Source organism: Bradyrhizobium sp. WYCCWR15520 (assembly GCF_056174665.1).
Genome location: NZ_JBWBWM010000004.1, coordinates 153,093 through 177,581, shown reverse-complemented (window position 1 = coordinate 177,581; position 24,489 = coordinate 153,093). Strand labels below are relative to the sequence as shown.

General features: G+C 63.4%; 27 protein-coding genes and 1 pseudogene. 10 read left to right on the top strand and 18 right to left on the bottom strand.

Going from position 1 to position 24,489, the window contains the following annotated elements; all coding sequences use genetic code 11:
• Positions 1–9 precede the first annotated feature (9 nt).
• Complete coding sequence (locus AC0QUY_RS06120; RefSeq protein ID WP_475386156.1) at positions 10–687, top strand: AprI/Inh family metalloprotease inhibitor; 678 nt, start codon at positions 10–12, stop codon at positions 685–687.
• 176 nt (positions 688–863) lie between these two features.
• On the opposite strand, the gene AC0QUY_RS06115 is transcribed toward AC0QUY_RS06120, so the two are convergent.
• Both AC0QUY_RS06115 and AC0QUY_RS06110 read right to left on the bottom strand, forming a co-directional pair.
• The gene (locus AC0QUY_RS06115; protein WP_475386155.1) at positions 864–1,643 is read right to left on the bottom strand and encodes a CPBP family intramembrane glutamic endopeptidase; all 780 of its coding nucleotides are present in this window, start codon (positions 1,641–1,643) and stop codon (positions 864–866) included.
• Between the two features lie 195 nt (positions 1,644–1,838).
• Positions 1,839–2,342, bottom strand: coding sequence for a GDSL-type esterase/lipase family protein (locus tag AC0QUY_RS06110; RefSeq protein WP_475386154.1), 504 nt, complete (start codon positions 2,340–2,342; stop codon positions 1,839–1,841).
• Between the two features lie 200 nt (positions 2,343–2,542).
• Between AC0QUY_RS06110 and AC0QUY_RS06105 the strand changes: the two genes are divergently transcribed.
• Positions 2,543–2,941, top strand: a complete 399-nt coding sequence (locus AC0QUY_RS06105) for a YciI family protein (RefSeq protein WP_475386153.1) — start codon at positions 2,543–2,545, stop codon at positions 2,939–2,941.
• A gap of 31 nt (positions 2,942–2,972) precedes the next feature.
• The gene (locus tag AC0QUY_RS06100; protein ID WP_161851379.1) at positions 2,973–4,250 is read left to right on the top strand and encodes an RNA polymerase sigma factor; all 1,278 of its coding nucleotides are present in this window, start codon (positions 2,973–2,975) and stop codon (positions 4,248–4,250) included.
• 2 nt (positions 4,251–4,252) lie between these two features.
• On the opposite strand, the gene AC0QUY_RS06095 is transcribed toward AC0QUY_RS06100, so the two are convergent.
• On the bottom strand, positions 4,253–4,564 hold the full coding sequence (locus tag AC0QUY_RS06095) for a putative quinol monooxygenase (RefSeq protein WP_161851380.1): 312 nt from the start codon (positions 4,562–4,564) through the stop codon (positions 4,253–4,255).
• 169 nt (positions 4,565–4,733) lie between these two features.
• Here AC0QUY_RS06095 and AC0QUY_RS06090 point away from each other — a divergent pair, with 169 nt between their 5' ends.
• Positions 4,734–5,111 carry a hypothetical protein gene (locus AC0QUY_RS06090; protein ID WP_161851381.1) on the top strand — a complete coding sequence of 126 codons (378 nt, stop codon included), beginning with the start codon at positions 4,734–4,736 and terminating at the stop codon, positions 5,109–5,111.
• 12 nt (positions 5,112–5,123) lie between these two features.
• Here AC0QUY_RS06090 and AC0QUY_RS06085 read toward each other — a convergent pair whose 3' ends face one another.
• Entirely contained in the window at positions 5,124–5,732 is a 609-nt protein-coding gene (locus AC0QUY_RS06085; protein WP_475386152.1) for a TetR/AcrR family transcriptional regulator, read from the bottom strand.
• 119 nt (positions 5,733–5,851) lie between these two features.
• Here AC0QUY_RS06085 and AC0QUY_RS06080 point away from each other — a divergent pair, with 119 nt between their 5' ends.
• Positions 5,852–6,322: an ester cyclase gene (locus AC0QUY_RS06080; RefSeq protein ID WP_475386151.1), complete on the top strand. Its 471-nt coding sequence runs from the start codon at positions 5,852–5,854 to the stop codon at positions 6,320–6,322.
• 28 nt (positions 6,323–6,350) lie between these two features.
• Positions 6,351–6,845 (top strand): DUF3237 domain-containing protein, encoded by a 495-nt coding sequence (locus AC0QUY_RS06075; protein ID WP_475386150.1) that lies wholly within the window; start codon positions 6,351–6,353, stop codon positions 6,843–6,845.
• Positions 6,846–6,865: 20 nt separating this feature from the next.
• Here the strand turns inward: AC0QUY_RS06075 and AC0QUY_RS06070 are convergent, their stop codons facing one another.
• A complete protein-coding gene (locus tag AC0QUY_RS06070; RefSeq protein WP_475386149.1) occupies positions 6,866–7,768 on the bottom strand; it encodes a LysR family transcriptional regulator in 903 nt (300 codons plus the stop codon).
• A 147-nt stretch (positions 7,769–7,915) separates the two neighbouring features.
• On the opposite strand from AC0QUY_RS06070, the gene AC0QUY_RS06065 reads away from it, so the two are divergent.
• Both AC0QUY_RS06065 and AC0QUY_RS06060 read left to right on the top strand, forming a co-directional pair.
• Positions 7,916–8,902, top strand: a complete 987-nt coding sequence (locus tag AC0QUY_RS06065; protein WP_475386148.1) for a Bug family tripartite tricarboxylate transporter substrate binding protein — start codon at positions 7,916–7,918, stop codon at positions 8,900–8,902.
• A gap of 33 nt (positions 8,903–8,935) precedes the next feature.
• Positions 8,936–10,585 carry an FAD-dependent oxidoreductase gene (locus AC0QUY_RS06060; RefSeq protein WP_475386147.1) on the top strand — a complete coding sequence of 550 codons (1,650 nt, stop codon included), beginning with the start codon at positions 8,936–8,938 and terminating at the stop codon, positions 10,583–10,585.
• 15 nt (positions 10,586–10,600) lie between these two features.
• On the opposite strand, the gene AC0QUY_RS06055 is transcribed toward AC0QUY_RS06060, so the two are convergent.
• The 6 genes from AC0QUY_RS06055 to AC0QUY_RS06030 all read right to left on the bottom strand — a co-directional run bounded on the left by AC0QUY_RS06055 (position 10,601) and on the right by AC0QUY_RS06030 (position 16,643).
• On the bottom strand, positions 10,601–11,218 hold the full coding sequence (locus AC0QUY_RS06055) for a DUF6064 family protein (RefSeq protein ID WP_475386146.1): 618 nt from the start codon (positions 11,216–11,218) through the stop codon (positions 10,601–10,603).
• Between the two features lie 65 nt (positions 11,219–11,283).
• On the bottom strand, positions 11,284–12,204 hold the full coding sequence (locus tag AC0QUY_RS06050) for an aldo/keto reductase (RefSeq protein WP_475386145.1): 921 nt from the start codon (positions 12,202–12,204) through the stop codon (positions 11,284–11,286).
• Positions 12,205–12,458: 254 nt separating this feature from the next.
• Positions 12,459–12,641 (bottom strand): hypothetical protein, encoded by a 183-nt coding sequence (locus AC0QUY_RS06045; protein ID WP_475386144.1) that lies wholly within the window; start codon positions 12,639–12,641, stop codon positions 12,459–12,461.
• 149 nt (positions 12,642–12,790) lie between these two features.
• Positions 12,791–13,492, bottom strand: a complete 702-nt coding sequence (locus tag AC0QUY_RS06040) for an alpha/beta hydrolase (RefSeq protein WP_475386143.1) — start codon at positions 13,490–13,492, stop codon at positions 12,791–12,793.
• 302 nt (positions 13,493–13,794) lie between these two features.
• Entirely contained in the window at positions 13,795–15,393 is a 1,599-nt protein-coding gene (locus AC0QUY_RS06035) for an FAD-binding oxidoreductase (RefSeq protein ID WP_475386142.1), read from the bottom strand.
• An 80-nt stretch (positions 15,394–15,473) separates the two neighbouring features.
• Positions 15,474–16,643, bottom strand: coding sequence for a saccharopine dehydrogenase family protein (locus AC0QUY_RS06030; protein ID WP_475386141.1), 1,170 nt, complete (start codon positions 16,641–16,643; stop codon positions 15,474–15,476).
• 409 nt (positions 16,644–17,052) lie between these two features.
• On the opposite strand from AC0QUY_RS06030, the gene AC0QUY_RS06025 reads away from it, so the two are divergent.
• Positions 17,053–17,733 (top strand): DUF1326 domain-containing protein, encoded by a 681-nt coding sequence (locus tag AC0QUY_RS06025; protein WP_475386140.1) that lies wholly within the window; start codon positions 17,053–17,055, stop codon positions 17,731–17,733.
• 38 nt (positions 17,734–17,771) lie between these two features.
• Here the strand turns inward: AC0QUY_RS06025 and AC0QUY_RS06020 are convergent, their stop codons facing one another.
• From AC0QUY_RS06020 to AC0QUY_RS05995, 6 genes and pseudogenes are all read right to left on the bottom strand, one after another.
• Complete coding sequence (locus AC0QUY_RS06020) at positions 17,772–19,226, bottom strand: GntP family permease (protein ID WP_475386247.1); 1,455 nt, start codon at positions 19,224–19,226, stop codon at positions 17,772–17,774.
• Between the two features lie 14 nt (positions 19,227–19,240).
• Positions 19,241–20,269: a patatin-like phospholipase family protein gene (locus AC0QUY_RS06015; RefSeq protein ID WP_475386139.1), complete on the bottom strand. Its 1,029-nt coding sequence runs from the start codon at positions 20,267–20,269 to the stop codon at positions 19,241–19,243.
• 37 nt (positions 20,270–20,306) lie between these two features.
• Complete coding sequence (locus AC0QUY_RS06010) at positions 20,307–20,537, bottom strand: LapA family protein (RefSeq protein WP_161851390.1); 231 nt, start codon at positions 20,535–20,537, stop codon at positions 20,307–20,309.
• Positions 20,538–20,595: 58 nt separating this feature from the next.
• Entirely contained in the window at positions 20,596–21,165 is a 570-nt protein-coding gene (locus AC0QUY_RS06005; protein WP_475386138.1) for an HdeD family acid-resistance protein, read from the bottom strand.
• A gap of 213 nt (positions 21,166–21,378) precedes the next feature.
• Positions 21,379–21,546: pseudogene (locus AC0QUY_RS06000) on the bottom strand (JAB domain-containing protein); the annotation flags it as partial.
• Positions 21,547–21,619: 73 nt separating this feature from the next.
• Complete coding sequence (locus AC0QUY_RS05995) at positions 21,620–22,540, bottom strand: Bug family tripartite tricarboxylate transporter substrate binding protein (protein ID WP_475386137.1); 921 nt, start codon at positions 22,538–22,540, stop codon at positions 21,620–21,622.
• Between the two features lie 237 nt (positions 22,541–22,777).
• Here AC0QUY_RS05995 and AC0QUY_RS05990 point away from each other — a divergent pair, with 237 nt between their 5' ends.
• A complete protein-coding gene (locus AC0QUY_RS05990) occupies positions 22,778–23,617 on the top strand; it encodes an IclR family transcriptional regulator domain-containing protein (protein WP_475386136.1) in 840 nt (279 codons plus the stop codon).
• Positions 23,618–23,716: 99 nt separating this feature from the next.
• Here the strand turns inward: AC0QUY_RS05990 and radC are convergent, their stop codons facing one another.
• On the bottom strand, positions 23,717–24,430 hold the full coding sequence (gene radC / locus AC0QUY_RS05985) for a RadC family protein (RefSeq protein ID WP_475386135.1): 714 nt from the start codon (positions 24,428–24,430) through the stop codon (positions 23,717–23,719).
• Positions 24,431–24,489 lie beyond the last annotated feature (59 nt).

Below are 24,489 nucleotides of genomic sequence, written 5' to 3'. Positions count from 1 at the left end.
TGGTCGGGCATGGCGGCAGCGCTGACGGCGCTGCTGGCGTTGGCGTCGCCGGCAGCGGCGCAGGATGCCTCGACCCTGAAGAAGGACATGGTCGGGCAGTGGGAGCTCGCGACCACCGAGCGCAGCAAGACCTGCGTCATTACGCTGAAGGGCGATACCACGCCGCAGGGGCTCAAGCTCGAGCTTGAGCCCGGCTGTGCAAAGGCGCTGCCGTTCACCAAGGACATCACGGCCTGGAACATCAAGGGGCTGGATATCGTCCGGCTGCAGGATGCGGCCGGCCAGCCGGTGATCGACTTCACCGAGGTCGAGAGCGGCATCTTCGAAGGCCTGCGGTCCGGCGCGGGGGTCTACATCCTGCAGAACCTCGCCGCCGCCCGCTCGCTCGCCAAGTCGATGGACCAGATGATCGGCGACTGGTCGATGGTTCGCGGCAACGGCCGGCCGATCTGCGGCCTGACGCTGACCAACACCGAGGCGACCGGCGATAATTTCCAGGTGTTCCTGAAGCCGAAATGCGATCCCGCGGTCGCAGCCTTCGCGCCGACGGAGTGGCGGCTGGAGCGCGGGCAGATGATCCTGACGTCGAAGGGCGGGGAGAGCTGGCAATTCGAGGCCGATGACAATGCGCAGTGGCGACGCGTGCCCGATACCGCCGATCCCCTGATCATGCTGCGGGGACAGTAGCGTCCGGTTGTTCGGATCGTGAACTCATAATCAGGCGCTTGGTCCTGGTCGCGCCTGATGTCGGCTCATCGCTCAGCAGCAGCACAAGAGCGGACATCGCCGGAGGTCCCTGAAGGGCCCATTTGCGGACATCGGTGGCGAGTCAATGTGCATCGCAATCCAAGAGACTTCCGCGGCTAGAAGGCCAGCGCAAACCAAGCGATCAGTGGATAAGACAGGGTAAGTTGCCCATTGAAAAGGGTATGGGCGAGCCAAGCGGGAGAGAGAGATTCATATCGCAGACGGAGCGCGTAAGTTACGACGCCCAACAGAATCATCGCTACACCCCATACGAACCCGAGCGGAATAATATGATTGGCAGCGAAGATCAGGCTGCCGAGTACCAAGATGTTGAAATCTTTCCAGCCAAGCCGACGCAGCCAAGCTACCAATACCCCACGGTAGAGAACTTCTTCGCTCGCCGGCGTTGTAAACACGAACAGAAAAACGACAATCGCGACTGAATGCGCATCGTGGAAATCGATGCGAACGTCCTGGCTTCGGCCCCCAGTTACGCTAGCTAGCCAATGTGTCACGATGGGCACGCTGAACGTAACGATCGCGAAACCAACAATGCTCGCTGCGAAGGCTGGCCAGGTCAGCCTACGAAACTTGAAGACGTCCCGTTCGCATTCCTGACGCTTCGCCCAGAGCCACGCCAATGCTACTGCGATCCAACTGCCGACCGCGTACGACAACAAGCCATACAGCCTGATGCTCGCTGGTGTCGCTGGCTCAACGGGTGCGCCGTGCATAACTAGCCACGCTGCTCGGGCAGCAAGGCCGATGGCCATTACAATCACGGCCAGCGCCATGGGGGCCAGCACTATCACGAGCGCAAGAATACTCTGGCGCCAGCCGCAAGCAGCCTGAAAAGCGACGTTTTCGCTTGCGGACGAACCCTCGGCTTGCGACATGCCCTTTCTCCAGTCGAAGATCAGTCATTATGAAAAATCGCGAAAAGCATAAGCTAACCTTAACGAGTGAGCGAGCCCTCTCGCACGGGAAGCGGGTGATGATGTCTGCAAGGGGTCACCAGCGGTCGTGCTTTAACCGATCAGAAGATTCCGCTCGGCTCCCAGAAGCCGACATCGCTTTTCTGAGTGCACGGCCTAGCGGCCGATCACTCCCGCGACCTGGGACGCAACTTGTTCAGCGAGCATATGGTAGCCCTCCGGGGTCAGATGCTGGCCGTCCGGCTGATGCGGTAATCCCCTGAACGCGCTGTTTGGAATCATGATCACCGGGATGCCGCGGCCGCTCAGCCGGCTTTGAATTTCCGACGTCCGATCGGGCGAGCCCTTGCGCCGGTCGTTGCCGCCGGGCTGCAGGATGACGGCACTGGTGCCTTTCGGCACGACCTGGTCCAGACGTCGCAACATGCCTTCCGTGGTGTCGCCGTTAATGCCGGCGTTCACAACACGGACGTTGGCCCCCTTGGCCCGCAATATCGCCTCGAGTTGCGCCGGATAGGCCTGACTGCGCGCGACCCCTTTGCCAAAGGTATTGCTGGCGCCAAGCGCTACGACCGTCGCGGCGCTGGCCGGCGCGAACGCGAATATGGCCGTGATCGCCAAAGAACCGAGAAATCCAAGCCGGAAGGCGCGCAATTTCATATTTGGTCCCCATACGCATTGATCCCAGAACCTACAAGGCGAATATCCCCCGTTGCAATCTTATGGGCCGGCCGCTCCAGGCAGCCGGACAAATTTTATCAAGCCCGTGTCGATCCGGCGCCTTCCCGTTCGTCGTCTCCCATAGCGAGCCAGTTTTGCGGGCGATCACCGCCGCAACTCGCCTTAACGGGAGTTTTGCCATGCGCTTCATGTATATTGTTACCTCGCCCCAGCCCGACAAAGGCCCGACGCCGGCCCTGATGGAGGCGATGGGCAAGCTCGCCGACCGCGAGATCAAGGCCGGCCGCATGCTCGATACCGGCGGACTGATGCCGATTGCCATGAGCGGTGCACAGGTCAAAATAACCGACGGCAAGCTCGGCGTCATCGACGGGCCGTTTGTCGAGACCAAGGAACTGATCGGCGGCTACGCGATCTTCGAGCTTCGCGACATGGCAGAGGCTGTGGCTGCCGCGAAGGAGTTCATGCAACTGCACCTTGAGCACATGCCGGGCTGGGAAGGCACCTGCGAGGTTCGCGTGCTTGCGACGCCGGGGGTGGATGGCGCGTGCGAGGCCGGCATTCGCGCCCACGCATGATCGGGACGATCGGCAGAGATAGTCGGCGGCGATGACGGCCGCCGACATCCATCGCACCATCCTCGCGGTCTGGCGCATCGAGCAGCCGCGCCTGATCACGGGCCTGTCGCGAATGCTACGCGACGTGACTCTGGCCGAAGACCTGACGCAGGAAGCCCTGGTCGCGGCGCTCGAGCATTGGCCCGTCACCGGCGTACCGGACAAGCCCGGCGCGTGGCTGATGGCGACCGCCAAACGCCGCGCGCTCGACGGTCTGCGCCGCCGCCGCATGCTCGCGCGCAAGCACGAGATGCTGACGCGCGAGCTGGAGCAGGAGCAACAGGCGATGCCCGACCCGGACGCCGCCCTCGATGATGATATCGGCGACGAGCTGTTGCGGCTGATCTTCACCGCCTGCCATCCGAAACTGTCGCGCGAAGCCCGCGCGGCACTGGCGCTCAGGATGATCTGCGGCCTCACCACTGAGGAAATCGCGCGCGCCTTTCTGCAGCCGGAGGCGACCATCTCCCAGCGCATCGTGCGCGCCAAGCGCACGCTGTCGGAATCCGGGCTCGCCTACGAAACCCCACGCGGCGAGCAGTTGTCGGAGCGGCTCGCCTCGGTGCTGGAGGTCGTCTATCTCATCTTCAACGAAGGCTACACCGCCGCCCGCGGCGACGAATGGCTGCGGCCGCAGCTCTGCAACGACGCGCTGCGCATGGGCCGCCTGCTGACGCTGGTCGCGCCGCAGGAAGCCGAGGCCCACGGCCTGCTCGCGCTGATGGAGCTGAACGCTTCGCGCGCTGCGGCGCGCACCGACGCAGCCGGTGATCCGATTTTGTTGATGGACCAGAACCGCGCGCGGTGGGACCGGCTTCAGATCCGCCGTGGGTTGCTGGCGTTGGACCGGGCGCACGAACTTGGCGGCGGCCAGGGCTTCTATACGCTGCAGGCGGCCATCGTCGCCTGTCACGCCAGAGCCGGTACCCCCGCCGACACCGACTGGCCGCGCATCGCAAAGCTCTACGCTGAACTCTCGGCGTTGGTGCGCTCGCCGGTGATCGAGCTCAACCGCGCCGTTGCGGTTGGTATGGCCGAGGGGCCGGCAGCGGCGCTCGCGATCGTGGATGGGCTCGCGGGCGAGCCGGCGCTGAAAAACTACCACCTCCTGCCAAGTGTCCGCGGCGATCTGCTTCACAAGCTCGGCCGCGCCGCAGAAGCGCGCGCCGCGTTCGAACTCGCGTCGACGCTTGCGGCCAACACGCGCGAACGCGAATTGTTGCGGCGGCGGGCCACCGAGGCCGGTGGCGGCCCGCCGCAGCCTTGCTGATGTCAGATGAAGCGGAACTGCGAGCGCTCGCGCTTGGCAAGTTTCGGGATCGCCTGCGTGAGGATGATGTTCTTGAAGTGGTCGGTCTGCTGATGCTCGGCGAAGGCTGCTTCACCCGCGAATACCTCGTAGAAAAAGAACTCCCGCGGCTTTGCGATGTTCTGGTGGATCTGGAACTCCCTGACGCCGGGCTCGCGCTGCGCCTGCGGCAGAAAATCCTTCAGAAGCTCCGCGACAGTTGCTTCCTCGCCCGAATTGACTTCCCAAAATGCGGTGACGATCAGGTTCTGGTTTGCGTTGCTGGTGGCAGCCATGGCGTTCTCCTGTGAAACGACCGGCTCGGTCCTGAGCCGGCGAGGCACGCGATCATGGCCGATTTGGTGACAACAATGCTTCGATGGTTGACGAACTATGATGTCAAGGTCGCGGTAGGAACCTGTCGGCTGACGCGCGCGTTTCTCCGGCAATCATTGGAGCACCCGCATGACGAAAAAGACCGTGCTCGCGATCGGGATCGAGCCATCCCTCGTCGACTTCAGCGCCTTTCCGGGCCTAACGGCCGAACTGGTGACGAGCTACCTCACGGCTCAGATCGAGCAGCTTCGCGCGATGGGCTTTGAGGTCGACGGCTGCCTGATCGATCTCGGCGAGACCGCCGAAGCCGTCGCCGCCGCAGCGCTGGGGGCCAAGCATTATGACTGCGTGGTGATCGGCGCCGGGCTGCGTGTGCCTCCGGAGCGGCTGCATCTGTTCGAGCGGATCATCAACCTGGTTCACCTCGCCGCGCCGCAAAGCAGGATCTGCTTCAACACCACGCCGGCCGACACGGCGGACGCCGTGCGGCGGTGGATCGCGCCATGAGCGCGCCTGCGCCTATGGCGTGCGGAAGGTGCCGAGCAGGTTGCCGATGATCTTTTGCCCGCGGGCGCGGAGCCTTTTCGGATTGTCCGCGCCTGGCAGCAACAGCGCCATCTCGCAGATCATCGCATCGACCATCCGGCTCAGCAGCTCGATGTCCTCGAAGTCGAGCTCGCCCTGGCGCTTCAGCGCGGCCAGCGTCGCGGTGAGCAGAGCCATCGGATGGGCTTCCTCGATCTCCCGGTAGCGCGCATTGCCGAGCGCGGCCGGCGCTTCCTGAATCACAATGCGCGCATAGGCCGGCTCGAGGCAGACGTCGAGATAGGCCTCGATGCCCTCGGTCAGGCGGTCCCATACTTTGCGCTGCGTCTTCGCGCGTGCCTCGATCTTGGCGGCGGCCTCGATCTGCAAGACGACGACCACGGCGTCGAACAGCGCCTTCTTGTCTTCGAAGTGGTGATAGAAGGCGCCCCGCGTCACCCGCGCGGCGCGCGAAATCGCCTCGATCCCTGCCGCCTGATAGCCCTCGCTCGCAAAAATCTGTCGGCCGGCCGCCAGCAGCGCCTGTCTCGTGGCCTCCGTGTATTCCTCGCGGCGGCTTCGTTCGCGTCCACTTTCCTGCATGCCCCGACATACCACTTGACGCCTGTGAGCCTACCAACATATAACATACAGACGGTATGTAAAAAACATGCAGTATGAACTTGGGCGAGTCTGCCGCGATGATGTTGGGAGGATCGATCATGAACAGCGATCGGATGTTCGAACTGGCGCAGGCACTGGCGACAGCCAAAAGCCGTCAGGACGTGCCGGCGGCGTTAGAGGTCCTGCACGACGATATGCTGCTGGAAACGCCGGCCTTCGGCACCCGCGCCCGCGGCCTGGCTGAAAACGAAAAGGTGCTGACCCGGTTCTTCACCTCATTCCCGGATTACGACGTCGTCCTGGAGGGCCACGCGGCCAATCAAGATACGCTGGTCTGCTGGGGCCGCGTGCAGATGACCATGACCGGTGACCGTTTCGGCGTGACGCCGAACGGCCGGCGCGCCGAGCTTCCGGTCTTCATCCGGTTTGCCTTCAAGGACGACCGGATCGTCCGCGAGCAATTCTTCTTCGATCTGTCCGAGCTTTGCTCTCAATCCGGCGTCTCGACCGACGCAGTGCGCCGCAAGATTTTTGGCGATGCCGGCGTTCGCCAACTTGCCGCCGAATGACATCTCCCCCGAACCAGGACACCAGACAATGACAGCAGATCCGCGCGTCAAGCCCGTCGCAGCGATCCGGACGGTGCCGCTGTTCGATATTGTCGTCGATCTCAACCCGAAACTGAACATCGGCGACGGCCCGCTCGGTCGCCGCATCCTGTTCGGCGCGGCCGGTGGCACCTTCGAAGGCTCAAGGCTGCGCGGCGAGGTGGTGCCCGGCGGCGGCGACTGGGCGCTGTTTCGCGCCAACGGCGCTATGTCGCTCGACGTCCGCCTGACGCTTCGCACCCATGACGATGCGCTGGTGCACATGACTTACGGCGGCCGCTGGATCACGCCGCCCGAATTGCGGGCCGAGATGGCTGATCCCGCGAGGCGATATCAGGTCGATCCATCGCGCTATTACTTCCGAACCAATCCGCTGTTCGAGACCGGCGCACCGCAATATGCCTGGATGAACGACATCGTCTGCATCGGATCGGGATATCTGGTCGAGGGCGGCATCGCCTACAATGTTTCGCAGGTCCTCTGACGGATACGCTCCACCCATGTTCAGCGGGATGTACGGGCGCCGCTAATGAGAACGGCATTTTGGCGTATCACGCTCCTTACGAAGCCGATTGCGGCGCGCACCGGTTCAGAGCTTTTCAACTCGCGCCGATAGACGAGCAGGAAGGTTTGCGTCGCGAGCACGCGCGGAGTAAGGCGCGTGAGCGTCGCCTCCTGGTCGCCGAGCATGCAGGGGAGGAGGGCCACACCTATACCGCTCAACGCGGCGCTCAACATATCGGTCATTTGCCGGCTGCGTAGCACGATGCTGGCGTTCGTGGCGTGCTTCTCCAGCCACCTGGAAGGCGGCACAGCGGACAGGCTGGCGTGATAGCCGATGACATCATGTCCGCTGAGATCACGTGGATCGCGGGATGCGGGCCGGCGCGCGAGATACGCATCCGAGGCATAGAGCGAAAAGCCCGCCTCGCACAATTTGCTTGCGATCAGGTCTTGATCTGCAAGCGGTCCGCTGCGGACGGCAAGATCGGTCTCGCTATTTTTGAGGTCGCGTGGATTGGCTCCACTCAGAATATCCAGAGAAAACTTCAGTCCCCTGGCGTTCGGCTGGCCGAGGGCGACTGCAAAGATCCGCGTGAACCCGGACGGAACGGCAAGCCGAATGGCAGTCTTCCGCGAGTTGAGGAGACCGTCCACGGCGGCTACGGCGCGCGCCATATCATGAACAAGGGGCGTGAGCTTCTCGCCCAAGGGAGTGAGCTGCAGGCCATGCGGCCCGCGCAGCACGAGCGGTGCGCCAAGCGAACGCTCCAGCGCGGACAGGCGGCGTCCGACGGTGGTGTGTTCAACCCCAAGGCTGCGTGCAGCGCCGGTAAGCGACTTCGCCTCCAGCGCCCGCAAGAAATAGCGCAAGTCATCCCAGTTGATATCATCCGTGCCGGCCATCGAGCTATTTTACAGCCTGATGTCGTGGCTGTGCAACTTTGCACAGCGCTGGGCGTGGCTGCGGAATCGACCTCGGGCGGAAACACGCGCTATTCGTGACGGGTTCGCGAACATGCCTTCGTTGCAACAAAGAAAAGCACTGCACACATGCTGCTGACACGTCGGAAGCTGATAGCCGGTTGCGCCGGAGGCGTGGTTAGCCTGGCGGCGTCGCACGCCGGTGCCGAACCCGCTTATCCCGCAAGAACGATCACCATCGTCGTGCCCTATCCGGCGGGAGGGACGACCGACCTGCTCGGGCGGCTCGTGGCCGACCAATTCAAGACCGGCATGGGCGCAACCGTCATTGTCGAAAACAAGCCGGGAGCCGGCACGATCTTCGGAGCCAGCCAGGTCGCGAAAGCCCAGCCGGACGGTTATACGCTGTTGATGGCGACCTCCACGACGCTGGCCATCAACAAGACGCTCTACCGAAAACTGCCTTACGATCCGGCCGCCGATTTCACTCCGATAGCGCTGGTGGCCGCGGTGCCGTTCGTGCTCGTCGTCAACCCCTCGCTGCCGGTCCATTCACTCAACGAATTCATTGCCTATGCAAAGTCGAAGCCGGGTGAACTGTCTTACGGCTCCGCCGGAATTGGCAGCCCCCAGCATCTGGGTGCCGAGATGCTCAAGACGGCCGCTGCGCTCGATATCAAGCACGTGCCCTATCGGGGCAGCGTGCCGGCCATGCTGGACGTGATCGCCGGTCATATCCCGCTGATGGTGGTCGATCTGCAGCCCGCATTGCCCCAGATTCGCGAGGGCAAACTCAGGGCGCTTGGTGTCACGGCCGCCGCCCGTGTCGGATCGGCGCCCGACATTCCGACGCTTGCCGAGACTGGTCTGTCAAATTTCGAGCTGGTGGCCTGGCAGGGCGTCGTAGCGCCTGCCGGCGTGCCGCGAACTGTCATCGATCGGCTCGCCGGCGAAATCGCCGCGCTGGTGGCCGCTCCCGAGACACGCGCGAAGCTCAACGCGCTGGCCCTGGAGCCGCTGACAGGCTCTACGCCGGACAGCTTCGCGGCCTATGTGCGAAGCGAGATCGAACGTTGGGCGCCGATCGTCAAGGCGTCAGGCGCCACGCTGGAATAGGTGGCGCGCGGCAGCAGGCTCGGAGCAAGACAGATGTCGCACGTCGATGAATCCGCCGTTCTGATCGTCGGCGCCGGACCGGTCGGGCTCACGCTCGCGATCGATCTGGCGTGGCGGGGGATCAAGGTCACGGTAGTTGAAACGCGCCCGCGCGCGCAGCCGCCGGAGCCCAAGTGCAACCACGTCGCAGCCCGGACGATGGAAATCTTCCGGCGGCTTGGCCTGGCCGAAAAGGTGCGCGACGCCGGCTTGCCTCCCGACTATCCCCACGACATCAGCTATCGGACGACCTTCACCGGGCAGGAGCTGACGCGGATTCCAATTCCGTGCCGGCGTGACAGGTTTACGGACATGAGCGGCCCTGACGGCAATTGGCCGACGCCGGAACCGCCCCATCGCATCAACCAGATTTTCCTGGAGCCCATCCTGTTCGCGCACGCTGAAAGCCAGCCGCGCATCGAAATCCTCAACCGGACTGCCGCTGAGGACATCGAGATCGCTGACGACTGCGCGACGGCGACGCTCCGGGACCTCGAAAGCGACGCCACGCATCGCCTGAAATTCCGCTTCGTGGTCGGGTGCGACGGCGCCCGGTCCGTCGTTCGCAAGGCGATCGGGGCGAAGCTGCAGGGTGACGCGGTCATCCAGCGCGTGCAGTCGACCTACATTCGGGCACCGGACCTGATCGATCGTCAGCGACATGCGTCCGCATGGGGGACCGGCGCGATCAATCCACGCCGCGCCGGCATGGTCTATGCGATCGACGGCCGCGAACGATGGCTGATGCACAACTACTTGCGACCCGACGAGACGGATTTCGATTCCGTCGACCGCGACTGGGCTATCAGGACGATTTTAGGAGTAGGATCGGATTTCCGTTACGAGATCATTTCGAAAGAGGACTGGTATGGCCGCAGGCTGCTGGCCGACAAGTTCCGCGATCGATGCGTCTTCATCGCCGGCGATGCGGCGCACATCTGGGTGCCCTATGCCGGCTACGGCATGAACGCCGGCATCGCCGATGCCGCGAACCTTTCCTGGTTGCTGGCCGCCCATCTCAACGGCTGGGCGCCATCAGCCATTCTCGACGCCTATGAGGCCGAGCGTCTGCCGATCACGGATCAGGTTTCGCGCTTCGCCATGGCGCATGCCGAGGCCGAAATCCGCAGACGCGGCGCGGTGCCCGACATGATCGAGGATGCGGGGTCCGAGGGGCTGCGCGCGCGTGCCGAAGTCGGCAATGAAACCTACGCCACCAACGTCCAGCAATATGCTTGCGCGGGCCTCAACTTTGGCACCTATTACGACCGCTCCCCGATCATCGCCTATGACGGCACGGCATGTCCGCCCTACACGATGGCAAACTACACGCCGTCGATCGTGCCTGGATGCCGGACGCCGCACATCTGGTTGGGGAAAAAGAAGTCGCTATACGATGCGCTCGGTCCTGAATTCACGCTGTTGAGGTTTCACGAAGCAACCGACACGGCACCGCTGGTTGCCGCAGCCGAACGCCGGCGTGTGCCGCTGGCGGTGCTGGATATCGACGCGGCCGATGCGGCCGATCCCTATAGTCGCAGGCTGGTGCTGTCGCGGCCGGATCAGCACATTGCATGGAGCGGCGACGCATTGCCCGCCGACCCGCTCGCCTTGATCGACCGCGTTCGCGGCGCAGCTAGTTGAGGATGGGCATCGGAGTCATGCGGGTGAAGGCGATCGGCGCTGACGGATGACCGCCCAGAGCCAAGCTGCAATGGCGAGCGCGAGGGCGGCAGCAGGAAACCAGGCCTGCAGCTCTCCCATCGTCTGCAGGGTCAGACCGCTCAGAAGGCACCAGAGCAGGGGAATCGGCAGCAGCAACGGCAAAAGCCTGCCGCGAGCGAGAAGCAGAACGCCGAGCGTCGCCATAACAGTCGGATCTGGCGCGATGCCAAAGACTTCCGACGAGGCCCAGCCGCGTCCCTGCAGCGGCGCAAGCAGCGGCTGTCCGGCGAGCGCGAAGCCAAGCAGGACATATCCGATCCAACCGGCAGGTCGGCGCCAGTCGAAGGTGAGGGCGTTGAGCAGGGATGCGACGAGGAGCAACACACCCTCGATGAAGAAAGCCGGCGCGAGATAGGCGGCAGCCAAGTTGATGGTGGCGTAGCGGTTCCACAGGAAAGACCAGCCGACGAAGATCCAAAGCATCGCCAGGATGAGTGCGATCCAGCGCGCCCGGGTCCCCGGCCGCCACGCGATGAACAGGACGATGGCGAGGCCGGCGGCGAGCGTCACGACGTGCAGCGGCCAGAGCGCCGCATTGTGCGATTCGAACATGCGCCAGTAGACGCGGGGTGAGAACAGCAGGAAATCTTCCGCCCGATAGGTCCACCACTCCGACATCAAAGCGCCTTCACTTGAGCGGCGATGCGCTCGCGCATGGTGCTATCAGGCATCGGTCCGGCAGCAGCCGAGAGATTTTCGCGGACGTGATCGACACGGGTGGTCGCTGGAATGGCGACGGTGACGGCTGGGTGAGAAAGGATGAATTTCAGCATGAGCTGCGCCCAGCTTGAGGCGCCGAGGTCGGCCGACCATTCGGGCAGCGGCTTGTTCTTGAGCCGGTCTGTCAGCGCGCCCTGCCGGAATGGGCGGTTCACAATGACGGCAATGCCGCGCTCCGACGCCAGCGGCAGCAGCCGCGTCTCGGCCTCGCGGTCGACGACATTGTAGGAGAACTGCACGAAATCGATCGGCTCGCTCCGCATGATCTGTTCGACGAGATCGTGCCGGCGGCCTTCGGATGTGGTGATGCCGACGTACCGCACCGTCCCGGCCGCCTTCATCTGGAATAGCGTCTGCAGATGCGGCTTCCAGGTGAGGAGATTGTGCACCTGAACAAGGTCGAATTTCGGCACACCCCAGTAGCGACGCGATTGTTCGATCTGGGCCGGACCTGCCGTCGCCGAGGACGTCCAGACCTTTTCGGCCGAGAACAGCGCGGCAGGCCGCTGGAGCTTTTGCAGGCCGTAGCCGACCACCGGTTGCGACGAGCCATACATCGGGGAGGAGTCGATCATGCGGCCGCCCGCCTCGAAGAAGGCGGCCATGACGCCAGCGCATTCGTTTCTGAGCGCCGGATCGTCGCCGACATTGAAGGTGATCCAGGTCCCCAGCCCGACGATCGGAATCTCCTCGCGGGTCGAGGGTATGGGACGGCGAATGGGAGAGCTCCCCTCGGCGTGCAGAAAGACTGGCAGGAGCGGCGCGGCGACTGTCGCCGCCAAGGAGGCCTGCACGAACGTTCTGCGTGTCGCCCACATCCGATCCTCCAGCATCGCGGCGAGGAAACTCCCGCGCAAAAGGCGCATAGTAACGGAACGCCGCCGCCAGCTTTGCAATACAAAATTGCAGTTTAGGCGCTGCACCAGATATGTAGTCGCGCACCGTGCTCAATCCAGGATGGACCGCCGACGTCGCGGGATGAACCGCAGTCCTCTCAAACCTGCGTGACCGTATGACCGGGCGCTGATGAATCCGTCGCCGGCATTGCGCGCCGTTGCACGAGCCCTCGCGCTTATTCGTCTTCGTCGGGTTCTCTGACGACCGGCGGCTCTTCGTCCGGTTCGGTATCGTTGTCTTCTTCGTCCTCGTCGTCATCATCATCGTCATTGTTGGGGACACGCGGCGGCATCGTGCCCATGATGGTGACGAGCCTCCACTCGGCCGCGGAATAGTTCACAGGGATACGCTGGGTCATGGTCGGCTCCTTTCTGGGATTCGCGACATTCATGCGTGGATGTTATGGCGCGGGGCCAGGGCCCCAGCCCCTAGTTACGCTGCTTCGGGCCCCGCGTGAGCATTGTGCGTGGAAAAACAATCCATTCTCGCCGGAGTGCGCGTGCCTCCCTAAGCGGCGGCGATGAGCGCAGCGGCAAGTTCCTCAGGTTGATCAATCATCACGTCGTGCCCGCAGGAGAAGCTGACGAACTGCCAGCCTCGATCGGCCTTGAAGCGCGCGCCGAATTGCTGGAAGGGCGATGACCGCCGGCCGGTGGCAAGCATATACACGCGCTTCGGTACCTGTCGGCCACTGACCTCGAGCTTCTGCTCGAATGTCGCCAGCGGCTGCTTGACGCACATCGCATCGACCCATGCGGCGTCCTGGTCATTGACGGCGAAAGCAGCCGCTGGAATGGGCGTGATCTTGTAACCTTCGCCGTTCTGCGTGGCGTCGTCACGCATCTGTCCCGATTGCTCGGCCGGCAGATAGTCGAACAAAGACTTGCCGTTCTCGGGCACGAAGGCGTCGAGATAGACCAGGGAACGGATCTTCGCCGCGATCTGCTCGGCGACGCCGGTGATGACCATGCCGCCATAGGAATGGCCGCACAGCACCACGTCCGACAATTCCTCGCAGCACATGACACCGACGATGTCCTTAACGTGCGTGTCGAGATCGATCCCGCGATGCATCAGGTGAGCGCGCTCGCCGAGGCCGGTCAAAGTAAGCGTATAGACCTCGTGCCCGGCCTGGCGCAACAGTCGCGCCACCCGCTTGTAGCACCAGCCGCCGTGCCAGGCGCCGTGGACGAGAACGAAAGTGGTCATGTTCGTCCTCCCGCTATCGGTCGGGTCGGCGCTACCTTACCATTTTTGCGCTGTCTTGTCGTCCCGTTCCTGAAGCGGCGGCCTCCATGCCGCATCGAAGAAAGCGAGGGCCCTCGGGTCGTCGAGAGAAGCCGTCGAGAGAAAAGTCTCATGAGTAGATATTGTCCGCTATGCCCCAGAACTTACCGCGTTCAAACGCCTCTGAGTTGGGTCATTCGCGTCTTAGATGGGTCCAACAGCGGACTCGTGCACCGCAGCAAATAGCACAATTATTCGCTTACTCCGTTGGGCGTCGACCCGCGTTACGGATCGATGAGCACTCCCGGGTTGAGCATGCCTTGTGGATCGAGTTCTCTTTTTGCTGCCCGAAGCGCGGCCGCGAAAAGACCCGGGCGCTGGCGATCGTACCAAGGCCGATGATCGCGGCCGACAGCGTGATGATGCGTGATCGTACCACCCGCCTCAATCAGCGCGTCGCTGGCCGCACTCTTGATCGCCTGCCACTGCTTCAGAAGCGCACCGTGGCGGCCGAGAGCGTGGAAAGAAAAATAGGGCGCGGGCCCGTCCGGATAGACATGGGTGAAGCGGCAGGTGACCTCGCCTTTCAGGCCAGTCGCTTCGAGGATCGCACGCTCCGTCGCCGCCTTCACTTTGTCGTGGAAACTTTCGAACCGATCCCAAGTGATAGCAGTCTCAAACGTGTCGTTGATGAGACCGGCCGGTGTCAAAAACTCGCGCGCGTATGGCATGCGAATAAATGCGTTCCGCCAGATTCCTGCTGCGCCTTCGAGATGTGCATCGCCGGCTTTTGCGGCCTCCGGCGTCCCGCCATGGTCGGCGCAACATTCGAGCGCACGTGTCATCCAGGAATCCGGCGAATGGTCGCCGGATTCAAAGCCGAGCACCATGATCGCGACACTGCCGTCGGCCGCACCGGTGTTGAACGCCTCTTGCGCGTCAAGGATGCGGCAGTTCGATGGATAGAGGCCGGCCTGTGCGATGGCACGCAATGCGCGTGCCGCACCGAAGAATGAATGGAAACGAACCGATGCGCCGGCACGGAATTTCGGACGTGGCTGCAATCGCATCCAGGCGCGCGAGATCACGCCGAGCGTGCCTTCCGAGCCTATGAACATGCGGTCGGGGCTCGGTCCAGCGCCCGATCCCGGCAATCGACGCGTTTCCAGTATGCCGCGCGGCGTCACGACGCGCAGGCTTTCGACGAAATCGTCTATGTGCGTGTAGAGACTGGCGAAATGGCCGCCCGAACGTGTCGCGATCCAGCCGCCAAGGGTTGAATATTCGAAACTCTGCGGAAAATGCCGCAACGTGACGCCGTGCGGCTTAAGCTGGTTCTCCAACGATGGACCATACGCACCGCCTTCGATCAGTGCGGCGCGCGATATCTGATCTACCTCGACAACCCTACCGAGATTGCGTAGGTCAAGTGTGACGGCCGCCTTATAGCGAAGCCCATCGACTCGCGGCTCGACGCCGCCGCAGACGCTCGACCCGCCCCCGAACGGCGTCAGCGAGGCGCTGACGCCACCGGCCCAGTCCATCACAGCGGAAATCTCTGCTTCGTTGCGCGGATATGCGACTACGTCGGGCGCGCTATCGTAGTCGCCAAGCATGGCTCGCACGTAGTCTGGATAGGATTTGCCGTAGGTGTGCGCTACCCGGTCGTAGCGTTCGCTCGTGCAGAAAGCGGTAAGTGAGGCCGGCGGCGCTACGCGCTGCGCCCGCAGTGCCAGGTCCTCAAGACGCGGCACGGCTTTTGTCTCGAACGTATCGCGCGCGAACTTCGCATGGTAGCGGCCAAGCACAAAAGCCTGCTCCTCGGAAGTCATGCCTTCGTCTTCGCGGCCCCAGCCGTAATGTTTTAGCCTTGCACCGCTCATGGCATCCTCCCTGCTTTTTTGTCTGTGATTTCCGAGATAGCCACGTAATCCAGCACGCCGCTGCAGTTCCGAGCGTTACCTCAATGCGCGGTGAAGGTGAGGCCGGCGCGTTCCGTCAGACGCTTGCGCAACGCCGGACCCATCAGCGCGCCCGGCGTCCAGGCGCCGCCCTCGCCCTGTACGTCGCGCACGAGGCAGAGAGCGCTTTCCGTGATCATTCTGCTGGTCGAGCCGTAGCCCGGATCGCGGTCGCCCGTGACCACCGCCTCGACCCGTCCGCCATCCGGCAGTTCGCCCAAAAAGAGGATCTCGTAGAAGCCCTTTTCGCGCTCCTCCCGCGTCGGGCCTCCGCCGGGTTTGAGACCGCCGGTCCTGAACAAGGAAACCATCGTGGTGAGCGTCTCGGTCGCCACGCCAGCGATTTCCCCAAATCCCGGCGCGACCATCATCTCGTCGTAAACGAAATCCTTTCCGTAGAGATGATCCAACAGAAAGTTCGTGCGGTGGACGTTCTTGGTGTTGATCGGCGCCATTGGGAACGGAACGAGCCACATGTTCATGCTCGGGTCGTACTCGGGGATAAGGCCCGACGGCTGAGACGGCCCGGTGAACCCCGGCGTCAACGCGAAGGGATCGGCCAGCAGCCGGATCAGGGCCGGGTCGCGCGCAGCGGCGGCCAACGTCGCCTGGGCGCTCGCCACGGTGCCGCCGGACATACCGCCTTTTATCTTGCGCAGGCGAGCCTTGACCCGCCGCGCCGGGCGTCCGAATTTCTCGCGCGCCTTCTCCTGCAACGTGAGCACGCCAAGATCGAACGGGAGGGAATCGAAGCCGCAAGAAAACACGATGCGCGCGCCGGTCCGTTTCGCTTCGTCGTGCTGGGCGTCGATCATGCGCCGCATCCAGACCGGCTCGCCGCACAGATCGACATAGCCGGTGCCCGTGGCCGCGCAGGCCGCCACAAGGTCGGGACCGTGGAGCTGATAAGGCCCGACCGTGGTGATGATCACGGCCGCACGCTCGCACATCGACCGCAGGCTGGCCGGCTCGGCGGCGTCCGCCTTCACCAAGGGCACATCGTCCGGTGCGCCGATGTCGGCACGCACCTTCTGAAGCTTGTCGATCGAGCGTCCAGCAATCGCCCAGGACGGAGCATCATCGCCGCGATAGGACGTCGCCAGATATTCGGCGATCAGACGGCCAGTGTAACCTGTTGCACCATAGACGATGAGGTCGAGGTCCCGCTTCACGACGTTGGTCCTCCTCCATCGCGTTTCACGGACGATACCACAGTTCCCGTCTTCAGGGCGCGATGTCCGGTTGGGGTCACAAATGGCGGTGGGGGACCGCGCGAGGCAAGTTCAGTCTACCCCTAACTGCGAACGCCCCGGGGCCGCTTCGAGTTCCTTCGGGTGGGGGGACACATCCGGAAATCCAAGCATCCCAATTTCAGTCGCAGGTCAATTCCGCTAAACTTCTGCGGCGAACGGGGTGTGAACGTTACCATACAAGCCCGCGGTTCTAACCCAGTGGCTCGACCGACACTCGTCTGCTGGCGAAAATTGTGGCGTCAAACTACGCGGCTCGCAGCGTGGAGGCGACCCGGACAACTTCTTCCGCATTATCCAGAATAACGCTCCGCCGAGGGAGTGGAGCATCATGGAGGTGCAGATGGCTGATCAATGGCTCTTCAAGAGCGAGACTTATGATAACTGCAATTGCGCCATGAACTGCGGTTGCCAGTTCAATTTGCCGAGTACCCACGGCTACTGTCAGTCGGCCTTCGTCGGCACCATCGTTGAAGGCCACTTCAACGATACGCCACTCTCAGGCTTGAATTGGGCGGCGCTGTACAAGTGGCCCGGCGAAATCAAGGACGGAAGCGGCCGGCGCCAGATGGTTATCGACGAGCGTGCCGATGAAGCTCAACGGATCGCGCTTGAAACGATCCTCTCAGGCGAGGCCTGCAAACCATTGAGCAATTTCTTCGCCGTATTCGCGTCCACATGCTCGGAAGTTTGCGAGACGTTGTTCCTGCCGATTCATCTCGATGCGGACCTGGAACTCAGAACCGCAAGAGTAGAGATACCCGGCGTCATGCAGAGCAACGGCAGGCCGATGATCGATGAGTTTACCGGTCAACCATTCCACGTTGCGCTGGCGCGTCCCAGTGGCAGTTTCGAGTTTACCTACGCAGAAATCGGGCTAGGTACCACCTCGATCACAGGTGACATGGAAATGGCGTACGAAGATTCATGGGCGCACTTCTGTATTCACCACTTCAATCAGGACGGTTTGGTCAGGCAAAGATCAAGGCTCACGGCATGGCTTGGCGCATGACCCCGCATTCCCCGTAAATGACGCCAGTCGCCTATGGCTCAGAACGATCCCGCCACCGAGCCGAGCGCGATGACGGCGGCGAGGGCGACGAGTGGGCCGACGATGCCGGCCATGACGATATCGCGATAGCTGTCCCGGTGCGTCGATCCGCAGACGGCTAGCAGCGTGACGACCGCGCCGTTATGAGGCAGGCTGTCGAGCGTACCGGCACTGATCACCGCCACGCGATGCAGCAGCGCGGGATCGAGACCGATCTCCGCCGCACGCGTCATGTACGTTCCTCCGAGTGCGTCGAGTGCAATGGTCAGCCCGCCTGATGCTGAGCCCGTAAGCGCGGCGAGCACGTTGGTCGCCACCGCGAGCGAGACCAGCGGTCCGCCGCCGATGCCGAGCACGGTGTCGCGCACGACATCGAAGGCGGGCATCGCGGCCACCACGGCGCCGAAGCCGACCAGGCTCGCAACGCTCACAGCCGGCAGTACGGCGGCGTTGACGCCGGCGTCCATGGTGGCACGCAGGGCCGGCAATCGCCGATGGCTGACGGCGAGGACCGCCACGATCGCACAGGCGAGGGCTGTGATGACAGCCCATACGCCGCCGACGGCTGCGAGCGACGTTCCGCCCCAGCGCGCCTCGGCGAGGAAGCGGGTGTCGAGAGCCGGCAGGATGAACAACGACATCGCGAGATTGACGATAATCACCACAATGAGCGGGAGCCCTGCGAGCACAACCGACGGCGGCGCGTCGGTCACCGCACCGTGTACGATCTCCGCCGGATCGAACTCGCGCGCGGTGGTGGCGCGTTCGCGCAGCGTTTCGTCGGAGGCAAGGCTTGCGGAAGGCATTGGCACGCCGTCGCCGAAGCCTTCGCCGTTCTTTCTTGCGTTGGCTTCCTCGCGGTTGAGCCACCACAGGCCGAAGCCGAGCATGATCAACGATGCCATAATGCCAAGGCCGGGCGCGGCGAACGGCGTGGTGCCGAAGAACGGCATCGGGATCGCGTTCTGGATCGACGGCGTGCCTGGTAGCGCCGACATGGTGAAGGTCGAGGTGCCGAGGACGATCGCCGCCGGCATCAGCCGCCGCGGGATGCCGGCGTTACGAAACAGCTCATGCGCCATCGGTGCGAGCACGAAGAAGGCAACAAACAGACTGACGCCGCCATATGTGACGAGCGCTCCGGCCAGCACCACCGCGAGCACTGCCCGCCGTGTGCCCAGCCGCTCGGTCATGAAGGCCGCGATCGCGGCGACCGAGCCGCTGTCTTCCATCAGTTTGCCGAACAGGGCGCCGAGCAAAAACAGCGGAAAGAACTGGGCCAGAAAGCCTGCCGCGCTGACCATGAAGGTCTGGGTCCAGTGGGCCAGCAGCGGCTCGCGCGAAAACAGCGCGGCAACCATCGCGGCAACCGGCGCGAGCAGCAGCACGCTCCAGCCCCGATAGGCGAACAGGATCAGCAGCCCGAGCCCGATCAGGATGCCGAGAAGTCCCAACAGAGTCATCGCCCCTAGCACTCCGCCAGCAGTGCATCGAGATCGGCGGTGGAGCGCTGGCCGAGGTCGTCAGCGTGCGCCTTGAGGAATGCGTCGGCGCTCCTGCGGCCCTCTTCTTTAAGCATTGAGACGAACGCCCACTCCGCGTTGAGTTTTGACGACGCGCCGAACTCCGCGAGCGTATCTGTCATGATCCGGTGCGTGCGCATTCCGGCCCAGCGCGCGCCCTCGCCGTGTCCGGGGTCCGCCACCTGGCGTAAGAGCGCCATCATCCGCAATTCCTTCATCAGCGGCGAGTTGAAGGAGATTTCGTTGAGCCGGTTGAGGATTTCGTTTGCGGTGCGGGGCGGTTCCGGCCGTTCGCGCGGATTGATCTGCACCAGAATGGTGTCGTGCGCGTTGCTTTCGCGCACCAGCGGCGTCAGCGTCGGATTGCCGGCATAGCCGCCATCCCAAAAAGGTTCGCCGTCGATCTCGATCGCGTGGAACATGGTCGGCAGGCAGGCCGAGGCCAGCAGGACATCGGCCGTGATCTCCTTGTTGCGGAAAATGCGGCCGCGGCCGGTGCGCACGCTGGTCGCGGTGACGAACAGCCTGATCGGCGCGCGGGCGAGCCGATCGAAATCGATGCTCTCGGCGAGGATGGCGCGCAACGGGTTGAGGCCGAGCGGATTGAGATCATAGGGCGAAACCACGCGGGCCATCAGGTCCATGGCGACGTAGGCGGGCGAGGTGTCGAGCGTCCAGCGGCCCATCAGCCGGTCGAGCGGCGAGCGCTGCAGCGGGCTGAACGCCGCAGCCTGCGACACGCGCCGCCAATAGGCCGCGAGCGCCGCCCGCGCGCCTTCGGCCCCGCCTTGCGTCCACCCGTCGGCCACCAGGGCTGCATTCATCGCGCCCGCCGACGTGCCGGAGATCGCCTCGATCCGTAGCCATGGCTCCTCGATCAGCCGATCGAGCACGCCCCAGGTGAACGCGCCGTGGGAGCCGCCGCCCTGCAAAGCTAGGTCCACGAGGACAGGTTCGCGCGCTGTTTCATCCATCGTCATCCTCGCTGGTCGGAGATGAAACGACACTCAATCAGGACGCTCCGAAACCTCCTCTCGACTCTTCGTAGGATCGACGCAGCAGCGCGAACAGGCTGCCGCCCGTCGCCGCCCCGAGCAGGTAGGCGACGGCGGCGAGCAGCGCGAGCGGCACGCGGGCATTCAAGCCGAGGAACGACATGGTGACGATCTCGAAGTTCTGCAGCGCGAAGATGACGGTCGCGGCGACGAACAGAATGATGACGGCGAGGTAGATCCAGCGCATGGGCGCCTCCTTTTCGTCGCTTAGGAGACTGCGCCGCGCGCAGTCCGCCAACCACACCTCAACGAGCGCGGCGCAAGCCGAAGCCGAGCCCGATCCAGCCGGCGCCGGCCATGATGAGATCGATGGCGAGGAACAGGCCGAGGATATAGAGGCTCGACACCGGCCAGCGCGCCAGGATCAGCAGGCCGAGCAGAAGCGTGATCACACCTGATAGCGCCACCCAGATCCACGGCGTTTCGCGTTTCATGCTGAAGGCCAGCACGATTCGCATGATGCCCGAGACCACCAGCGATGCGCCGAGAATGAGGGTCAGGAGCACCGCCGCGAGCAGCGGATTCTGGAACGTGACGAAACCGCCTATGATATAGAGCACGCCGAGCAGGACCCAGAGCAGGAATTTGCCCCAGCTCTTGATCTGGAAGGCGCTAATCACCTCGGCGACGCCGGCGATGATCATCATTACGCCGACAACAAAGACGCTGACGACGGTGGCCATCGCGACGCTGCCAAGCGCGATAAACCCGGCGAGCAGATAGACGACGCCGAGCGCGACGATCCAGCCCCATTTGGCGCGCAACGGCGCTGTATCCGAGCCGGCTGTTCTCACGGTGTCTGAAGTGCTGGTCATGACGGTCCTCCGAAAACGAAAACCTATCCGACGTCAGTTTGTCGGTCCCTCGACGCGACAGGGCGCGGGGTGCTCGACACCTGGATACTAGCGCAACTGCGCGTTGCGAACACCCAATTTTGGTATTTTCGGTCGCTATTTCATTCGCGAGACCTTGCCGCGGCGATGCCGATCGCGTCGTCGGGTAGGCGATTGTTGAGCCGTAACAGTAGACTAGATCAGCCGCATTCCCTTGAGACCCGCATGTCCGTTCTTGCCGACGACGTGTGGTCGTGCACGGAGATACCGAGCGGGGTGGCGATCTGGGCGATCGCCTTGGTCATCTGGATGTCGGCCGACGACGGCGTCGGATCGCCCGCTTGGATGATTGTGCAGGAAAACGCCGTTCGCAAAACCGCGTGCTTCCGCGGTTTTGCATTCGAGCATGGGTTGGCTCTCGCCACCTGTTCGACAGTCACTCGGGCTTGATCCCCGCGTCCTTCACGACCTTGCCCCAGTGCGCCATCTGCGACTTGATATGCGCGCCGAACTCGCCAGGTGTGCCGCCGGCGGGCTCCGCCGCGATCTTCGCGAACGCCTCGCGCACGCTCGCCGTCGCCAACGCCTTGTTGATTGCCTCGTTCAGCTTGCCGATGATGGCGTCCGGGGTGCCGCTCTTCACCACGAAGCCAAGCCAGTCCGCGATAACGAGCTCCGGGAATCCCTCCTCGACGACGGTGGGAACGTCCTTCAGGGCTGCCATGCGTGTTGGCGCCGTGACGGCGAGCGCCCGGAGCTGGCCGGAGGCAATCAGGTCGAGAACAGGCAGAGGCGTGATGAACTGATAGTGGTTGGTGCCATTGATGAGATCCCCGATCGCCTGCGGCAGGGCCCGATAGTGGACGTGGCTCGCACGTACTCCCGTCTGAAGTCTGAACTGTTCGCCTGCGAGATGGGCCGGTGTGCCGAACCCGCCCGATGAGAATGTGAATTTGTCGGGCTGGCTCTTCAGCAAGGCGACAAGCTCCGCCATCGACTTCGCGGGTACCGCCGGATTGGCAACCAGAACGTGATGCGCGGTCATGACCTTGATTACCGGCGCGAAATCGGTGTCGTGCCGAAAGGTTATGTTCGACAGCAGTGCGGGAGATGCCGAGGCGCCCAGGGCGAGGGCCAGGATCGTATATCCATCCGCGGGCTGCTTGAGGACCTCGCCGGCTGCAAGCGTCCCTATGGCCCCAGGCTTGTTCTCGACGACAATCCGCCAGCCCTCGCTCCGCCCAAGCTCGTTCGCGACGATGCGCGTGATGATATCCGGCGGCGCGCCCGCGCCGCCTCCGACGACGATGCGGATCATGCCGGACGGGTAGGATTGCGCGACCGCTGGTTGGGCCATTGCTCCTAGGCTCACTGCCAGCAGGAGGTGCCCCCACCAATAGATTCCACGAAATGCTTGCGCTGCCATTCTCACCCTCCTCGTAGATGCACAGCATCGTGCCGCCTCGGATGTCCCGCTCGTGAAGGATCGGGCTCTGTTGTGCAGGAAACCACAGAAATCGGAGGCGATTCCGCTAAGCGGAACGCTGAATTCCGGACTCCGGAACGCTGGACTCCGCGAAGCGGAACGGAAAGAATGGCCGAGCTCGACGGGCGAGAGGCATCGGCAATGCCGAGGGTCGAAACAATCAGAGGACTGGAGCGAGGACTGCAAGTCCTGCGGTTTCTCCATTCCGAGCCAATTTCGTCCCTGCACGAGATCCACGCTGCAACGGCGATATCCAAGCCCAGTCTGCTGCGCATTTTGAACACGCTGGAGCGGGCGGGCATGGTCGCGCGGCGTCTGGCCGACGGCCGCTATCGGCTAAGCGTTTTCACGGATGTGGTGCGAAAGCGGGACCGGTACGACCGCGTTGCCGAGGCAGCAGCACCCGTTCTGGCGCAGCTGTGTAAGAAGGTTAAGTGGCCGTCCGATCTGTTCGTGCCCGCCGGCAACTGCATGGAAAGACGCGAGACGACTGTGCCGCACAGTCCGTTCGTGCTCCCAGGGCTGCACAGCCGGGTTGGTGGCCGGGTGGGGTGGCTGATGACGGGCGTCGGGCGCGCTTATCTCGCGTGGTGCCCGGAGAAGGAACGGGAGGCGACTTTGCGCACACTCCGGAAATCCAACAACCCGGAGGATTGGTTCGCGCGCGACCCGAGGAAGCTCGAGCGAATTCTCAGTGAGGTGCGGCGCCGGGGTTACGCCACACGTGACGCAAGCTACGTGGCGGGTCGATACGGAGAAACCCCGGCTGATGATGGGGCAGCCGCAATTGCCGTGGCGCTGTTCGATGGCAGGCGTGTTCATGGCTCGATCAATTTTCGCTGGATCAGGACGGCGTTCACGGTAGAGGACTTCGCCGCCCGGCACCTTGCCGATCTGCAGGACGCCGCGCGCGAGATCGTGGGCTCTCTGCAGCGGCCGGCAAGGTAGCTAATCCCCAACGTCTATGGTTGATGGCGAGCAGGCTTGGGGCTAAAGGGCGCCGTTCCTGCGCGTCCGGTGCACGTCCGCTTTGCGCCTGAAAGCTGATTAAATCAGCTTCATCCCCTTCAAACTCGCATGCCCGTTCTTGCCGACGATGATGTGGTCGTGCACGGAGATGCCGAGCGGCGTGGCGATCTGGACAATCGCTTTGGTCATTTGGATGTCGGCTTGCGACGGCGTCGGATCGCCGGATGGGTGGTTATGCACCAGGATCAGCGCGGTCGCCGATAGTTCGAGCGCGCGCTTGATGACCTCGCGCGGATAGACCGGCGTGTGATCGACGGTGCCGGTCTGCTGGATTTCGTCGGCGATCAACTGGTTACGCTTGTCGAGGAACAGCAGGCGAAACTGCTCCTTGTCGGCGAATGCCATGCCGCTGCGGCAATAGTCGATCACGTCGTTCCAGGACGACAGTGCAATCTTGCGCTTGATCTCGCCCTTCGCCACCCGGCTCGCGGCGGCTGCGAGCAATTTGATCTGGTTGATCGAGGCCTCGCCGATGCCGTCGACCTCGCGCAGGCGTGCGACCGGCGCGTGAATCACTTCGGCGAACGAACCGAATTTTTTCAACAGCGCTTTCGCCAATGGTTTGGTATCGCGCCGGGGCAGGGCCGGGAAAAGCGCCATCTCCAGCAGTTCGTAGTCGCTCAGCGCCTCCGGCCCGGCCGCATAGAAGCGCTCGCGCAAGCGTTCGCGGTGGCCGTGATAGTGCGGCTTGTCGGCTGGTTGATCCGGGGGATTGCTGGTGTCGGTTGGCATCGATCGTAAACATGCCGTGCCGGCCAGCTTTTGCAACTCGGAATTGCGGGGCAGTTGAC

Excerpts from the sequence above, each read along its gene's own strand:
- AC0QUY_RS06005 (WP_475386138.1), bottom strand. The coding sequence starts at position 21,165 with ATGACCAGCACTTCAGACACCGTGAGAACAGCCGGCTCGGATACAGCG.
- AC0QUY_RS05990 (WP_475386136.1), top strand. The coding sequence starts at position 22,778 with ATGGCCGAGCTCGACGGGCGAGAGGCATCGGCAATGCCGAGGGTCGAA.
- AC0QUY_RS06015 (WP_475386139.1), bottom strand. The coding sequence starts at position 20,269 with ATGGATGAAACAGCGCGCGAACCTGTCCTCGTGGACCTAGCTTTGCAG.
- AC0QUY_RS06055 (WP_475386146.1), bottom strand. The coding sequence starts at position 11,218 with ATGTTCGAATCGCACAATGCGGCGCTCTGGCCGCTGCACGTCGTGACG.
- AC0QUY_RS06065 (WP_475386148.1), top strand. The coding sequence starts at position 7,916 with ATGCTGCTGACACGTCGGAAGCTGATAGCCGGTTGCGCCGGAGGCGTG.
- AC0QUY_RS06075 (WP_475386150.1), top strand. The coding sequence starts at position 6,351 with ATGACAGCAGATCCGCGCGTCAAGCCCGTCGCAGCGATCCGGACGGTG.
- AC0QUY_RS06080 (WP_475386151.1), top strand. The coding sequence starts at position 5,852 with ATGAACAGCGATCGGATGTTCGAACTGGCGCAGGCACTGGCGACAGCC.
- AC0QUY_RS06050 (WP_475386145.1), bottom strand. The coding sequence starts at position 12,204 with ATGTGGGCGACACGCAGAACGTTCGTGCAGGCCTCCTTGGCGGCGACA.
- AC0QUY_RS06095 (WP_161851380.1), bottom strand. The coding sequence starts at position 4,564 with ATGGCTGCCACCAGCAACGCAAACCAGAACCTGATCGTCACCGCATTT.
- AC0QUY_RS06090 (WP_161851381.1), top strand. The coding sequence starts at position 4,734 with ATGACGAAAAAGACCGTGCTCGCGATCGGGATCGAGCCATCCCTCGTC.
- AC0QUY_RS06035 (WP_475386142.1), bottom strand. The coding sequence starts at position 15,393 with ATGAGCGGTGCAAGGCTAAAACATTACGGCTGGGGCCGCGAAGACGAA.
- AC0QUY_RS06060 (WP_475386147.1), top strand. The coding sequence starts at position 8,936 with ATGTCGCACGTCGATGAATCCGCCGTTCTGATCGTCGGCGCCGGACCG.
- radC (WP_475386135.1), bottom strand. The coding sequence starts at position 24,430 with ATGCCAACCGACACCAGCAATCCCCCGGATCAACCAGCCGACAAGCCG.
- AC0QUY_RS06040 (WP_475386143.1), bottom strand. The coding sequence starts at position 13,492 with ATGACCACTTTCGTTCTCGTCCACGGCGCCTGGCACGGCGGCTGGTGC.
- AC0QUY_RS06120 (WP_475386156.1), top strand. The coding sequence starts at position 10 with ATGGCGGCAGCGCTGACGGCGCTGCTGGCGTTGGCGTCGCCGGCAGCG.
- AC0QUY_RS06010 (WP_161851390.1), bottom strand. The coding sequence starts at position 20,537 with ATGCGCTGGATCTACCTCGCCGTCATCATTCTGTTCGTCGCCGCGACC.
- AC0QUY_RS05995 (WP_475386137.1), bottom strand. The coding sequence starts at position 22,540 with ATGGCCCAACCAGCGGTCGCGCAATCCTACCCGTCCGGCATGATCCGC.
- AC0QUY_RS06100 (WP_161851379.1), top strand. The coding sequence starts at position 2,973 with ATGACGGCCGCCGACATCCATCGCACCATCCTCGCGGTCTGGCGCATC.
- AC0QUY_RS06110 (WP_475386154.1), bottom strand. The coding sequence starts at position 2,342 with ATGAAATTGCGCGCCTTCCGGCTTGGATTTCTCGGTTCTTTGGCGATC.
- AC0QUY_RS06085 (WP_475386152.1), bottom strand. The coding sequence starts at position 5,732 with ATGCAGGAAAGTGGACGCGAACGAAGCCGCCGCGAGGAATACACGGAG.
- AC0QUY_RS06025 (WP_475386140.1), top strand. The coding sequence starts at position 17,053 with ATGGAGGTGCAGATGGCTGATCAATGGCTCTTCAAGAGCGAGACTTAT.
- AC0QUY_RS06045 (WP_475386144.1), bottom strand. The coding sequence starts at position 12,641 with ATGACCCAGCGTATCCCTGTGAACTATTCCGCGGCCGAGTGGAGGCTC.
- AC0QUY_RS06105 (WP_475386153.1), top strand. The coding sequence starts at position 2,543 with ATGCGCTTCATGTATATTGTTACCTCGCCCCAGCCCGACAAAGGCCCG.
- AC0QUY_RS06070 (WP_475386149.1), bottom strand. The coding sequence starts at position 7,768 with ATGGCCGGCACGGATGATATCAACTGGGATGACTTGCGCTATTTCTTG.
- AC0QUY_RS06115 (WP_475386155.1), bottom strand. The coding sequence starts at position 1,643 with ATGTCGCAAGCCGAGGGTTCGTCCGCAAGCGAAAACGTCGCTTTTCAG.